This window comes from Prosthecochloris sp. (assembly GCA_015482705.2).
In the GTDB taxonomy this organism is placed as follows: domain Bacteria; phylum Bacteroidota; class Chlorobiia; order Chlorobiales; family Chlorobiaceae; genus Prosthecochloris.
Genome location: JADMLA020000022.1, coordinates 1 through 14,711, shown reverse-complemented (window position 1 = coordinate 14,711; position 14,711 = coordinate 1). Strand labels below are relative to the sequence as shown.

Below are 14,711 nucleotides of genomic sequence, written 5' to 3'. Positions count from 1 at the left end.
CATTCAGCCACGTTAACGTGAAGGAGATGGGCTCAACAGTCCTTTCCAGTTCTGCACAAGATATGAAATACCGGTATAAACCGTATAAAGTGTTATCAGGAGCATGATATAATCCAGGTAGTCGGAATGCAGAATATTGTGCACTGCGGAAGAAACATATCCACCGGTAAACTCCTCTTCCTCGAGCAGGATAAAAAGCATAATCACATAGGCAAAAACGTTCTGTGTCAGCGTTTTGTATTTTGCCTCCCTGCTTGTTACCACAGGTTTGTTTTTCCACTCCGCATAGACGCGCAGAACCGTCACCACAACATCCCGCAGTACTACCAGCATCACCATCCATAGAGCCAGGTATCCTTCCCAGACATAGATAAGAAATGCTGCCGTAATAAGAAACTTATCTGCCAAAGGATCGAGAAATGCCCCCAATCTGCTGGTAAGACCGTATTTTCTTGCATGATAACCATCATAAATATCGGTTAACGAGGCAAAAACGAAAACGACGACTCCCAGAAGCTTCATATAAGGCGAATCGAGCAGAAGCAGAAACATAAAAACCGGAACAAGCACTATTCGAAGTGCTGTCAACTGATTGGGCAACGTCATGTGCTGCATAACGCAAACATCGATGGGTATTGTAAGAATCCTTTATTTGCGCTCAAGATAATGTATCCGCCTCACTTTCTCAACTCAAGCCATGAGGCTTTCCTCAAAAGAACCGCTTCACGACTATCGGTCAGCATGCACACGTTTCCGGTAGAGAGTCATACCGCCCGGTGTAATATTCATTGTTCTATTACACGGGGTGATGCGGCATTCATACTGACGTTCATTGGAAAACGGTTCCCCGGATAAAACCTGTGAAATAGTTGTTTATGATTTCACGGGTCAAGCCCGGGGATGGTTATCGATAAGATAAATTGTAAGACCAATGAGACAACCTCGGTTGACAGTCTGAAGAATACAAACGCTCGGAACTATCACAACGCTATAATCGTCACCCCAACACCTCCTTCCGACCAGTCTCCCAGCCTGAAGCTTTTCACCGCTGGATGCTGCTTGAGGCACTGCGCCACCCTCTGACGCAGTGCACCGGTTCCCTTTCCATGTATAATGGTCGCCTGGTGAACCCTGTTCAACCGCAGTTTATCGACGAAACGTTCTACTTCACCAACGGCCTCATCTCCCTGAAGACCCCGCAGATCGAGTCTTGTGGAATCAAGCGGAGAAGACGATACCGGAGATACTGTACGTTCGAGTTTTTTCGCTTTCGCCTTCGAAATTTTTTCGAGGTTTTTCAGTGCCGTCGACAAGCGGAACGTTCCACACTGCACAATTGCTTCTTCACCCTGTAGAGACACAACCTCTCCTGTAGTGTTGGTTGTAAGAACACGAACGGTATCCCCTTTCCGAATGGAAAAATCGGGTCGAAGAGAGTGCTCCAACTCTGCCGCAAGTTTTTTTTCCTCTGACAATGCAGTTTTCTTCCGCTTTTCAAGCTCGTTTCGTGCAGCGGAAACAACACCTTCAACCGGTTGTTTCCTTACGTCGTGCAGAATGTCACGAATCGCTTTTTTTGCTTGCTCGATTTCACGGACCACCTCTCTCCGGGTTTTCATCTTCATCTCCCGTTCCCGGCTTTTCAGCTCTTCGTCTTTTTTGCCAAGACGTGCTTTTTCAGATACGAGAGTATCCATTTCCCTTTCGAGCGAAGCTTTCAGCTGTGAATTATTTTCGAGAGAAATCCTCAGATCATCGAGCAGACTATCGAGCCCGGTCCTGCCTTTATCAAGATAACTTTCTGCCCTGTCGACCACCTTCCGGCTGAACCCCATGCGCTGCATCATGGCAAAAGCGAAACTGTTACCGGGCAAACCTTTCACGAAACGAAACGAGGGACTCAGTGACGAACGATCAAATTCCATTGCACCGTTCACCACCCCGTCTCTTGCATGGGCATAGGCTTTCAACTCTCCAAGATGTGTCGTAACAATAACTTTCGCACTATTTACAAGCAGTTCCTCGATAACCGAGCGTGCAATAGCGCTTCCCTCTTCAACATCCGTCCCCGAACACAACTCATCGATCAACACCAGACTTTTTTCCGTTGCCGCATCGAGAATCAACCGAATTTGTTCGAGATGGGAACTGAACGTTGAAAGATCGTTTTCGATAGATTGTTCATCACCGATCTCGATAAACATCTTTTCAAAAAGCGGAAACACAGAACTTTCGCTACAGGGAACCAGAAAACCATGGGCAAGCATACAGCACAAAAGACCCGCAGTTTTCATAGCAACAGACTTGCCGCCTGCATTCGGACCTGAAATGACGAGAACCTGCTCTTTATCGTCCAGCTCCATATCGAGAGGAAACACCTTTTCATTTTTCTTGCGGTGAGAAACAAGAAGCCATGGATGAAAACCGTTGAGTATCCGTAACGTTTTTCCTTTTCCAACTTCCGGTAATACCGAACTGGTATCGAGTGCAACCCGAGCACGACCATAGAGTGAATCAAACACCGCCATCAATGCCTGATTGTGTTGAACGTTCTTGCGCTCTTCTCTGATACGCCCGGTCGTCTCTCTCAAAATCCGTTCGACCTCTCTACGCTCGTTAATTTCGAGATCCTGAATTCTGTTGCTCAGCTCAAGCGTTTCAGCGGGCTCTATAAACACTGTCTGCCCTGTATGGGAATAATCCTGAATGAATCCTGGCAGTTTGTATTTGTATTCAACCTTGAGACCCAGAACCAGCCTGCCGTTTTTCATAGCCACAGTATCTTCCATGAGCCAACCTCTCTCCTGGCAGCGCTTGAGAAGACGAGTCATTTTCTTGCGCAGTGCTTCTCTGCTCTCGTTGAGTTCACGCCTCAAGGTAAAAAGACCGTCACTCGCCGTATCCCTGACCTGTGCCTGATCATCGACCACTCGCAGGATTTCATATTGTAGCGACTTCTCCAGCCAAAGCTGAATTGTCAAATCGTTCAGTGAAGGATAAACTGAACGGTTTTGAAACATGCACTTTCTAAGCTGTGCTGAAGCACGGAGAAGATCGTGAATATCGAGTAATTCACGAGGCTCAAAATAGGTGTCTGCTGTATCGAGTTCCTTGAGCAGTGACCGTGTATCCGGTAATGCGGAAAACGGTAAAGGATTGCCTTCTTCAAGAAACAGTCGTAACTCGAGCACTCGCTTGAGTTCCTCCTCGAGCTTTGCATGCTCACGAAAAGGAAGTGTACCGGCAAGCACATCCCTACCCATATCGGAGAGACAAAAGGATGATGCATAAACAATAATCCTGTCAAACTCCAGCTTCCTTTTTGTAACACTATCCATCATCATCGCTCTATTCGATTAATTCCTTTTTATTCAATGAAAAATACAATGCTTCCACTCTTTTCTTCACCTGCCGCCATTACTCACAATCTGCCCACTATTTACCTGGCTTTTGCTGGAAAAAGCATCTGGCAACCGTATATTGTTTATTCTTTCCTCATGCTGTCATCAATCTAAATAACTGAAACATGGAAAAAGAAAAGCTCGTCATTATCAGTACCATAGGCAATGATAATCCTGAAAAAGCGACCTTGCCATTCGTGCTTGCAACTGCCTGCCAGTCTCAGGATACAGATGTCGTGATGTTCCTGCAATCTTCGGCGGTTGTTTTGGCAAAAAAAGGCGAAGCGGAATATATCAAGGCTGACGGCCTTGTCCCTCTCAAGGAACTGCTCGATACGTTCATGGAAATGGAAGGCTCACTTTATTTATGCTCACCGTGCATCAAGGAAAGAGGAATTTCAATGGATGAGGTGATAGAAGGCGCCAACGTTGCCGCAGCGGGAACACTGGCCAGCGAAGTAATGAGTGCAAAATCAGTAGTCACTTATTAAAAAGCGCATTTTCAATTTCAACAGCAATCTCGACGCCCCTCGAATAACCCACTTTTTTTGAGGTTTCAGGACGTTGTATTCTATAAAACCTCAATGAACGGTCATGAGCCCCGATTCGACAAAGATACCCGGTGGCTAAGAGAACATTTCTCTCTTATCCGCCCTGCAAGGTACTCAAAGCATAGCATCGAGCAAATACATAGGGACAAAACCCTATGTTATGCTCCTCGAAGATTCATGGTTGGCATCCTGAACAAAGCATATTGCAACCATTTATGGGCAAAAACCATCAACTCCTCTTCATCATTTCTGAGTTGCTCCTGCTGCTCTTCGTCAATATCGAACACGTCGAAGAATCGGCTTTCGAAAACAAACGATTTGAACGAATCGACTTCATAACTACCCATAAAAAACATTTTCAGGCTTTTCTCATCGGGCTCCAGGTCAGGACTGTACATTTTTTTATTCAAAATCAGATCCATCCAGACTTTGTTTTTATCGTCATAGAGATCGATCTCCTGCTTTTTTCGCCACTCCGCTACCGTGTGCTCTTGCTTTTCTTCAAATCCTTTGCAGTGCTCTTCTTGTATAAGAAAATAAAAATCACTCCCTTGCGCTGCGTCATTTTTATAGATTCCGAATCCGATAGGATAATACCTGCATGCAAGAGGCCGGTCTTCATAGAGTGAACACCCCTCTTCTCCAACAAATCTGCACGCGCCTGTTTGTTCAAGTTTCAGTTTCAGGAACGGCAGTTTGGATTCACCGTGAATAACCGGTTCGGTGTGCTTGGAAATGAATTCGGCAGATGTCATATCGAGTCGATTTTTCATCCGCAGAATATCGTAGGGCGTCAAAAAAATGTCAAGATCCCTACAACATGCGTTATAACAGGAAAGGTCTTTATGACAACCGAAACAGAAGGAACTGTCATCGGTCAGCTTTGTCTTTTCATCGAGATTCAATCCGAGTTTGTTCAATATATTATTCATGGTTACTTCTTTTATCCTTGTGATACTCTTACTTATATGCTTTTTTCAGCTTCATGATCATGTCATACTCCGAGGGATGCCGTGTGTCATGGAAATTCAAAAAGATACTCGAAAGTTCTCGGTTTCGCAGTACTTCTGTACTTCGAAACAGAAAAATCGGCAAGGCGTTGATCAAGAAAAAATTGCATAAGCAGCAAAGATGGCTTATCATGTTTTTTAGGGCAGACATACCTAAATTTCGATAGAAAAAAATCCCATGAAGATCAAGGAAGCGCCACAATGCCCTCATTGTGGAACAAAGATGAAAAAATGTGAACCCCCTCCATATAACTATGGGGATGGGCTTGGCTGGTGTACACCCTATTTTTATATGTGCTTCAATGATGAGTGCAGCCTCTATGTCAATGGTTGGAACAACCTGAAGGAAAACTACAACAAAGTCGCATCATACCGGTGCATGTGTTATCCAGACAATGGAGTTTTCGAAGCAATGTGTGTCTTTTCACCCGATGGATTGAAAGGTCAAATTATCGAAGAGCACTAAAACAAGGATCGCCGTCAAGGCGATCCCGGAACTGGATTCTCTCCTCTTGAAGAACACCGTAGTCTTCAGACTTCGATATCCCGCTTCAACATTTTCGTATACGTAATCGCAACCGTTCTATAAACAAAATGTGCAAGTTTTGAATACGGCACGTAGATGATGATGTAAAAGACAAATACCAGGTGCAGAAAGTATGTCAGATATGCAATAACCGGAGGAAAATTCATCACTCTGAACAACTGTGCAAGCATCCCTGAAGCTCCCACAAGCAACACCATTCCGGCAAACACCCAGTCAAACGATGACGTGACCGTATCAACCCCGCGTTCCTTCAGCCTGTTGGCAATGATCAGACCGCCTCCTGCAAGAAGCGCGAGAGAACTGACATTGGCCAGAAGCTTGAACAATGACCGTACAACCAGCGCAGCGGTTTCAGAGCCGCCGAGCAATGCCAGAATATCGGGATCGTCAACAGGATAAGGTGATTCCCATTGTAATCCGTAAAGAAACAAAATTGCAAAAAGAGTCGTCATAAAAAGACCTATAAATCCGTAAAACACCAGCATGTGCGCAATCGAACGGTCTTTGTTTTCATCACACTTTTTGAACTTCGAGTGGGTCATGATCTCTTTCAGTGTCTCGATAAAGCTTGGTATGAAACCCGCTTTAGGCTTTATTTCAGAACCTTCGCTGAGATTTTTCCAGAACCTCGAAATACTGACGCCAAACATAACGATCGCCAGAATCGAAAGAGGTCCGAAGATCTGATCGATATAGTGAATGGGAAAAAGTTTGGAGAAAACCACCTCGCCTTCAGGAATGCCAAGATGACCTGTCACACCGAGAACAAGCAGAAAAAACACGACCGGAATAGCAAGCGCCTGCCAGATGTTCTTCGGATCCCCTGCTATTTTACCCATAAATTTAGGAAAAGCGTTCTCCTGAATAACGCTTTTTCTCAAGATAGCAAGCACATCACCCGGTCTGGCTCCCCTCGGGCAGTACTTCGAACAATCGTTACAGTTATGACAAAGCCATATATCGGCACTTTTGACCAGCTCATCCTTCAGGCCCCATTGCGCCATAAGCATCTCTTTTCTGGGGAACGGCCTGTCATCAGGGGATAACTGACACACAACGGAACAAGTGGCGCATTGATAGCACTTCTTCATTGTATCGGCACCGGCCTCTTTGAGTTCCCTGACAAATTGTACATCCGGTGTAAATACAGTTTTTTCAGCCATATATTACCTCCACATTTACAGCTCTACAACCAGGACAACGCGTCGAAACCTATTCGGATCTTTCCTTTGAAAGATACATGATCACGCTTTTTCGCGTTGCTGTCTGCGGTTATTGTTATTAGAATCCCTTGTAAGGATTTTCACCAATATCATCGATCTTCTTGGTAAACTCCTCAATTATCCCAGGCAGTTTTTCCCATTCATTTATTGCAATTTGTACCTGCTCGACCCTTTCTGCTTCGAGCATGAGACGATCGAGTGTTTCCTGAACTTTTCCCAGCCTTTCATTTGCCATCTGGCTTCCCTTGACATAATGGCACTGGTAATCATCCCCGTACTTACATCCGAGGAGTAGAATACCATCGATCCCTTTGGAAAGGGCATCGGCAATCCACACGAGGTTCAATCCACCAAGGCATCGCAGTGGTATCAGTCTGATATTGGGGTTGATATTCATCCTGTTCAGACCCATCATATCAAAAGCGGGATAAGCGTCGTTTTCACAGACAAAACCAAGAATAAAGGTTCCTTCATCAGGAACTTCAATGGATTTCAACATAGATGAAATCATATCGACACTGTAGTCCTTGAATGAAATAACCCTTTGCGGACATGCTCCCATACAGACACCGCAACGGCGGCAACGAGACGGGAATTCAAGCGGAGTTCCGTCCGCTTTTTCATTGTAAGCCCCGAACGGACACTCGACGGTGCATCTTCTGCACTGAGTACAGCTTTCAAATCGTATTTCAGGGTACGTCCTGTCCCATGTTCTGGGATGGACGGCTCTTCCCTCTGCAGTGAGTTCGAGACACTGTATGGCTTTCAATGCGGCTCCGGTTGCATCCGCTACAGACTGAACCGCATCCATGGGATGGCGTACCGCTCCTGCAGAATAAATACCTGTTCGCCGTGTTTCATAAGGAAAGCAGATGAAATGCGAGTCAGGAAAGCCCCATTTCAGATGAGGCATTTCAGGCCCCTGGCGATATTTGAGGTTAAGGATCAGGCTTTCGGGCTCCAGTGCTTCGATTTCACCGTCTTCCGTCTCTTTTTTCACTATGTTTCCGATATATTCAGAGGTAAGATTGTTCACCCCCTTCTCATCGGGGACCATGCTCGAAACCATACCTGTAGCCAGCACGACCATGTCGGCCTGGATGTTCATTTTCCTGCCGAGCAGAAGATTATCCACTTCGACATAAAGACTCCCGTCAGAGGCTTCTTCTATATCGAGTATTTCTCCTTTGGCGAGAAATACTCCCTCGTCGTCCTGCGCTGATTTATAGAAGTTTTCATACAACCCCATCGTCCTCATATCCTTGTAGATAATAAAAGCACCAGCATCAGGGTCTGACTCTCTTACATATTTCGCCTGTTTCAGTGATACATTGCAACACACCGTAGAACAGTATGGCACATGGTTTTCATCCCGCTGCCCTGCACATTGCATGAATACAACATTCTTAACCGGTTTGCCGTCGGATGGCCTGAGCACCTTGCCGTTACCGTTTGTGACAAGTTCCTCCATTTCGAGATTTGTCACCACATTCTTGTATCTACCGTACCCGAGATGACCGAGTTTTCCGGCATCATAAGGTTTCCAACCTGCAGCCAAAACTATAGAGCCGGCATCGAACGTCTCAGATGTTCCGCTTCGGTCTATTGTCACCGTGTACTCACCAGGCCCTCCTTCGATTGAAGAAATCGTAGTGCTGGTATGTATGGTGATATTCTTATCGCTTCGAGCAGCATCGATCTTGGATGAAACAGTAGGTTGTTCGAGCTCGGCGAATGGCGGTTTTGTCGGAAAAACCCGATACATCTTTTTCGCCCATCCTCCAAGTTCTGCAGCTTTTTCAACCAACACCGTTTTATAACCGGCCTGTGACGCTTCAAGGGCCGCTGTCAAGCCGGTAACACCACCGCCGACAACAAGAACGGTCCGATTGACATCGGTTATCTTGGGGTCGGGCAGCTCAGCTTTTTCAGCTCGTGTAATTCCCATTCTCAAATAATCGGCAGCCATCATCTGGGTCGGTTCTCTGGACGCCTCATCCGAAGGCTGTGTCCAAACCACCTGCTCCCGGAGATTCACCCTCTCGACAACGGTTTTCAAAGGGTCGAAATCAAACACATCGTTGTTGACTCTCGGCGAACAAGCAGCGATAACGATCTTGTTAACCTCCCCGTTGTTTATATCATCCTTGATAACCTGAACACCATCTCTGCTGCAAAGGAACGGATGCTTCTTGCACACAGGCACCCTGAACTCACTGGACGCAACCTTTTCGAGTTCTTCAACGTCCAGAGCCTCTCCTATACCGCAGTCACTGCAGAGATACACTCCTATTTTCTTTTCGTCAGCCATAGTTTAACTCCTCACAAGACTTTGAATGCTTTTCAATGCCACTCCGGTGGCATCCTGTATGGACGTGGTAACGTCTGAGGGCCTTTTAGCCACGCCTGTAGAATAAATACCGGGAGAGTTGCCTGTAACGATAAATCCGTTCTCCTCGAGATTCAACGGAGCGTTTTCGGAAACAGCAGCAGCCATACCGGTAGCCAAAACCACCATATCTGCTTTTTCATAGATCTTTTCTCCGCCTTCTACATCTTCGGAAGTAACGATGACACCGCCAGTTGCAGGATCTTCCTCTATTTTGGCGATCTTGCCTTTCATCAGTTTTATACTTTCATCCGCCTTCACCCTGTTGAGAAAATCCTCATATTTACCGGGGGTTCTCAGATCGATGTATGCGACGACAACCTGTGAATCAGGATACTGTTCCCTGACATAGGTTGCCTGTTTGAGAGAAGCCATGCAACAAATTGCAGAACAGTAGTTCAAGTGCTCTTCATCTCTGGATCCGGCACACTGCACAAAAACAACTTTCTTGGCCTCCTTGTTATCCGAAGGTCTCAGAATCTTTCCTTTTGTCGGACCGTTCGGCGAAGCAAGTCGCTCCATCATCATGTTGGTAATGACGTTTTTCACCTGACCGTACCTCAGATTATCCATTTTCGAGGCATCATAAGGATTCCAGCCGGTTGCATAAACAATACTGCCAACGTTCAACGCAACGGTTTCGGGCTCCATGTTTAAGTCTATTGCATCATACTTGCATGCTTCGACACATTTACTACAGGATGAATCGGTACAGGCATCCCTGTCAACGACGTACCTCATGGGATATGCCATTTCATGCGGCAGATGTATCGCCTTGGTCTTGTCCATCCCGAAGTTAAAGTCATTCGACGTCTCTACCGGACATACCTCGGCGCAGGCATCGCATGCCGTACATTTTTCATTGACATATCTTGGACTCACCTTGAGCCTGACCTTGTAGTTTCCCTCGTCCCCGCTTACCTCCTCGACCTGGGTCATCGTGTAAACGGTTATTTTGGGATTTGGCTTGATTCGTCTGAAGTTCATCTCCAGACCACAGTAGGGCGGACAAAGCTTGGGGAAATACTTGTTCAACTGAGCGACCCTTCCTCCGAGGTAAGGGTTCTTCTCAACAATAATCGTATTGTAGCCAACCTCTGCGGCTTCAACCGCAGCGGTGATCCCGCTTATACCACCTCCGACAATTAAAACAGTTTCAACTGACATGATTTTCCTCTGCGGATAAACACTGATAATCTTTGGACAGAAATTGTAAACTTCTCAGTCTCTCTTCATGCATTGTATTTCTGCAAATAAAGTAATCCCCGAGGCCGAACCTCGGGGATATTCTTCGGGCTACGTCACAAATGTCACGGACTAATCCGGCACAACCTGAACGTAATCCCTCTTCGAGAGGCTCCATGTATGAGAATCCCTGTCATACTTGGAAATGGTGAAGCACCTCCAGTTCTCGTCATCGACATAGAAATGATCAGCCCTGAAATAGTAGCCTGGGTAGCGTGTATCTTCCCTGAACAGAATGTGCTGCGCATGCGCTTCACCGGCCATCAGACGATGATAGTTCTCCCAGCATCTCATCAGTTCATGAAGATCTTCGGCTGCCATTTTTTCGGCATCCTCCTTGAGCAAGGTAAGGTGCTCCAGTCCTTTCTCGAGCATGGTCTTACTCGTGGTATACCAGGTAGAGACACCGGCCACATACTCGTCCATGATCTTCTGGAGCCTTGCCTGAAACATTTTTGGCTTGATATAGTTCGGATTGACCTCGGTATCGGTGCTGTAATCCTTGTTTTTACCGAAAACCTCCATCGGTAGATAGATTTCAGCAATAACCTCATCGACATCCCTGCCAAGCTCCGGTTTGTAATCAGCATGGTCCAGGCAGTAAGCTGTCATTGCCTTTCCTGCAATTCGCCCTTCAGCATGAGAACCCGAAGAGAACTTGTGCCCTGAAGCACCCACACCGTCACCTGCAGTAAAGAGACCGTCGACCGTGGTCATTCTGTTATAGCCCCAATGCCATTCATCCGGAATACCGGCGACATCGCCAGGACCACTCACCCAGATTCCAGCACAGCCTGCATGTGAACCGAGAAGATACGGTTCGGTTGGCATCAGCTCGGACGGAAGTTTATCCGGCTCGATGTTGTTACCCGCCCAGACAACGGCCTGACCGATACACATATCGAGGAAATCTTCCCATGCCTCGGCTTCGAGGTGCTTCATCTGTTTCGGTGTCATGGTCTCACCCAGAGCCTGCATAGCCTCATGGGTACGCATCAGAATAGGCCCTTTGCCGGCTTTCATGTCGATCATCATCATATGGTTTCTCATCGCTGTCGTGAGCTGATGAGGATCTTCAGCATATTTTCCGAAATCTTTATTCGCCGCTCCGAGATTCGTAGAGCAGTAGTCTTCCCCGAGAGAGTTGGTCGCCTTACACTTGAAGAACAGGAACCAGGCACCAACAGGACCGTATCCATCCTTGAATCGAGCAGGCACAAACCTGTTTTCCATAAGAACCAGTTCGGCACCGGCCTGAGCAGCCAATGCATACGTGGTACCGGCGTTCCAGACAGGATACCATGCACGGCCCTGGCCTTCGGCAGTCGAACGAGGTCTGTAAACGTTAACCGCACCACCACAAGCAAGCAGCATGGTCTTTGCGGTAAAGACGTATACCTTGTTTTCCCTTACACTGAAACCGATAGCACCGGCGACTCTGTTAGGATCGTTTTTATCATGAATCAGCTCACTGATGAAAACCCTTTCAAAATGGTTCTGATCGACACCGGTCTCTTTTCTGTTATATTCAAGGGCCTTTTTTGCAGCTTCGGCAACGATAACTTTATAGGATTCACCGTTGATCATGATCTGCCATCGTCCCGACCTAACGGGTTTACCGCCTTCAGTCAGTTTCGGCGCAGGTTTTGAACCATCCTGAGTGGAACCGTCCTCAGAGCGCTTCCACACAGGAAGTCCCCATTCTTCGAACAGATGGACTGAATTGTCAACGTGCCTGCCGAGATCATAGACAAGATCCTCCCGGATAACGCCCATAAGGTCTTTTCTGACATATTTCACATAATCCGCAGGATCGTTTTCGCCACAATAAGTATTGATAGCTGAAAGCCCCTGCGCAACAGCACCGCTTCTGTCGGTCGCCGCCTTGTCAACCATGGTGATCCTTATTCCTTTCGGTGTCGCCCACTTGCCAGCCTCATATGCAGCACCGCAGCAAGCCATTCCACCGCCAATAAGCAGAATATCCGTATCTACAGTAACAACTTCCGGCTTCTCGCAATATTTAAATTCGTTTTTTTCAACTCCCATTGATTCCTCCTTAACCAATTTTGATTGTGTTATAGTGTTGGATATTCCGGCATGTTAAAGAAACCCGGCTTCTTGAGGTTGGCGTAATCGGGTTCCGGCTTGCCTGTATAGAGATCAACAGAACCTTCTGCAGTAGTTCTGATCGGGAACTTGTACCTTTTGAGCGTACCGTTGCGGAATTTGATGGTCCACATGATTGCATCGGTACCTCTTAAGGGAATAACGTTTCCCCCAAGGGGCACAAAATCTGCATAACCCCTGACCTCGATAGCCTGCTGTGGACAGATCTTCACACAGTTGTAACATTCCCAGCACTGGTCGGGCTCCTGATTCCATGCCAGCATCCTGTCGACATCGAGCTTCATAAGGTCATTGGGACAGATATACATACACGCTGTCCTTTCCTGCCCTTTACAGCCGTCACATTTCTCCTTAATTACAAAACTCGGCATAATTGGTCCTCCTTTACCGAATAGTTGCAGACAATGCCTGCGATTTACAAAGCCATTGGAAGTATAACTACAAAGAAAAATCAGAGTTGCCGGCCGGTTTTAGGAGTAACCGTCGACAAAGCAAACAACAGAAACGCTCACTTTCCTTCCGCATGAGTGTGCACTTTGACCTCGACCTTCTCGGAAAGCCCTGCATAGTATTCTTTGAGAATTTCAAGAACTTCAGGACGGCTGAAATGATCAGGAACCGCTTCACCTTCGGAAAGCATTTTTCTCAGTCCGGTACCGCTGACATTCAACCGGTCTTCTTTATCATGCGGGCATGTCTTCATGGAAGCCATCCCGTCGCATTTATAGCAGTAAAACGTCCAGTCTATCTTCAGCGGTTTGGTTTCAAGTGCATCTTCCGGAATCTCATCAAAAATATGGTGGGCATCGAAGGGACCGTAGAAATCACCGACACCCGCATGATCCCTTCCGACAATGAGGTGGCTGCATCCGAAATTCTGTCTGAATAACGCATGCAGAAGCGCCTCTCTCGGGCCGGCATACCGCATATCGAGCGGATACCCGGCCTGGATGCAGGTCCCCCTGACAAAGTAATTCTCCATAAGAGCGTTGATGCACTCCTTTCTGACGTCGGCAGGAATATCACCGGGCTTGAGTTTACCGAGAAGCTGGTGAATTAAAACACCGTCACATATTTCGATTGCGATCTTTACAAGGTATTCGTGGGAGCGGTGCATGGGGTTTCTTGTCTGGAAAGCCGCAACGGTGCTCCAGCCGTTTTCCATAAAAAGCTTCCTCGTCTGAACGGGAGTCATGTAGATTCCTTCAAATTCTGAAGGAAAAGTCCCTTCACTGAAAACCTTCACCGGGCCACCGAGATTCACTTCACCTTGCTCCATAACCTTCAGGACACCGGGATGCTCTGCATCGTCGGTCTTGAACACCTCCCGGCATTCATGAGCCTTGTCAATCGTGTACTTCTCCTCGACGACCAAGCTTCCCATCAGCTCACCTGACTCGTCGTCGACAAGAGCGACCTCCTCGCCCACACTCAGGCTATCGGCTTTCTCCCTGCTTGCAGAAAGCGTAACGGGAATCGGCCAGAACGTACCGTCAGCCATCATACAGCTGTCGACACTACTCTTCCAGTCAGCCTGGTTCATAAATCCTTCCAGTGGAGAAAAACCTCCTATACCGAGCATGATAAGATCACCGGTTTCTCGGGAAGACAGACGCACTTCCTTGAGTGATCTCGCTTTTTCTCGTTCCTCTCGTAACTCCCCACCAGTCAATAAGAGTGGCTTTAAAACCTTTTCCCTACCATGCGGATTGACTAACGACATGTGATTCTGTTTTTATGTTACAGAGGCTCTTGCGAAGCAAACAACCTTTAAGGGGATGAAACAAAAAAACCAGACGAGATGTAATTTTACCGAATTTCACAACAATTATCAAACATTGTAAAAAACAGACAACCGGATTTTTTTTGTTCCATCAAGCACAATAAGCAGTGCTCTCTCCACTTTATTTATCACTGAAATCCAACGCCATTCTGATCGACAGATACTTTTTATTCTTTAAATCCGCCGATGTTAACGATCGTAAAATGCAAAACACTCATGCAACGATGAAGGATCTTATCATTCTTCATAAGAGAGTTTTTTTGGAAAACCTCAGATGAACAGCTGAATATCCGCGTCGGCTGCGTACTCGAGAAACATGGCCGCTCCTGCAAACTCCACGCCGTCGATGAAGTCTTCCTTGGAAAACCCGAACACATCCATCGTCATCTGGCACGCGATAAACTTCACTCCGCATTCGAGACACAGCTCGCG

At 46.8% G+C, this 14,711-nt stretch carries 12 protein-coding genes; 2 read left to right on the top strand and 10 right to left on the bottom strand.

Features of this window, described 5'->3' with window-relative positions; translation table 11 throughout:
* Window positions 1-12: 12 nt before the first annotated feature.
* Together pgsA and QZ209_RS04985 are read right to left on the bottom strand one after the other, a co-directional pair.
* Complete coding sequence (pgsA, locus tag QZ209_RS04990) at window positions 13-606, bottom strand: CDP-diacylglycerol--glycerol-3-phosphate 3-phosphatidyltransferase (RefSeq protein WP_294345425.1); 594 nt, start codon at window positions 604-606, stop codon at window positions 13-15.
* A gap of 374 nt (window positions 607-980) precedes the next feature.
* Entirely contained in the window at window positions 981-3,338 is a 2,358-nt protein-coding gene (locus tag QZ209_RS04985) for an endonuclease MutS2 (protein ID WP_294345423.1), read from the bottom strand.
* Window positions 3,339-3,526: 188 nt separating this feature from the next.
* On the opposite strand from QZ209_RS04985, the gene QZ209_RS04980 reads away from it, so the two are divergent.
* Complete coding sequence (locus QZ209_RS04980; protein ID WP_294345223.1) at window positions 3,527-3,892, top strand: DsrE family protein; 366 nt, start codon at window positions 3,527-3,529, stop codon at window positions 3,890-3,892.
* Window positions 3,893-4,110: 218 nt separating this feature from the next.
* Here the strand turns inward: QZ209_RS04980 and QZ209_RS04975 are convergent, their stop codons facing one another.
* Complete coding sequence (locus QZ209_RS04975) at window positions 4,111-4,884, bottom strand: YkgJ family cysteine cluster protein (RefSeq protein WP_294345222.1); 774 nt, start codon at window positions 4,882-4,884, stop codon at window positions 4,111-4,113.
* A 256-nt stretch (window positions 4,885-5,140) separates the two neighbouring features.
* Here QZ209_RS04975 and QZ209_RS04970 point away from each other — a divergent pair, with 256 nt between their 5' ends.
* A complete protein-coding gene (locus QZ209_RS04970) occupies window positions 5,141-5,428 on the top strand; it encodes a hypothetical protein (protein WP_294345221.1) in 288 nt (95 codons plus the stop codon).
* A 65-nt stretch (window positions 5,429-5,493) separates the two neighbouring features.
* Here QZ209_RS04970 and qmoC read toward each other — a convergent pair whose 3' ends face one another.
* The 7 genes from qmoC to QZ209_RS04935 all read right to left on the bottom strand — a co-directional run.
* Window positions 5,494-6,672, bottom strand: a complete 1,179-nt coding sequence (gene qmoC, locus QZ209_RS04965) for a quinone-interacting membrane-bound oxidoreductase complex subunit QmoC (protein WP_294345220.1) — start codon at window positions 6,670-6,672, stop codon at window positions 5,494-5,496.
* A 118-nt stretch (window positions 6,673-6,790) separates the two neighbouring features.
* A complete protein-coding gene (locus QZ209_RS04960; protein WP_294345218.1) occupies window positions 6,791-9,043 on the bottom strand; it encodes an FAD-dependent oxidoreductase in 2,253 nt (750 codons plus the stop codon).
* 3 nt (window positions 9,044-9,046) lie between these two features.
* The gene (locus QZ209_RS04955) at window positions 9,047-10,288 is read right to left on the bottom strand and encodes a CoB--CoM heterodisulfide reductase iron-sulfur subunit A family protein (protein WP_294345217.1); all 1,242 of its coding nucleotides are present in this window, start codon (window positions 10,286-10,288) and stop codon (window positions 9,047-9,049) included.
* Between the two features lie 150 nt (window positions 10,289-10,438).
* Window positions 10,439-12,415 (bottom strand): adenylyl-sulfate reductase subunit alpha, encoded by a 1,977-nt coding sequence (gene aprA, locus QZ209_RS04950; protein ID WP_294345215.1) that lies wholly within the window; start codon window positions 12,413-12,415, stop codon window positions 10,439-10,441.
* A gap of 29 nt (window positions 12,416-12,444) precedes the next feature.
* A complete protein-coding gene (gene aprB / locus QZ209_RS04945) occupies window positions 12,445-12,867 on the bottom strand; it encodes an adenylyl-sulfate reductase subunit beta (RefSeq protein ID WP_110023993.1) in 423 nt (140 codons plus the stop codon).
* Window positions 12,868-13,004: 137 nt separating this feature from the next.
* Entirely contained in the window at window positions 13,005-14,219 is a 1,215-nt protein-coding gene (gene sat / locus QZ209_RS04940) for a sulfate adenylyltransferase (RefSeq protein ID WP_294345212.1), read from the bottom strand.
* A 330-nt stretch (window positions 14,220-14,549) separates the two neighbouring features.
* The coding region (locus QZ209_RS04935; protein WP_294345421.1) for a DsrE/DsrF/DrsH-like family protein at window positions 14,550-14,711 on the bottom strand (162 nt) is incomplete at its 5' end.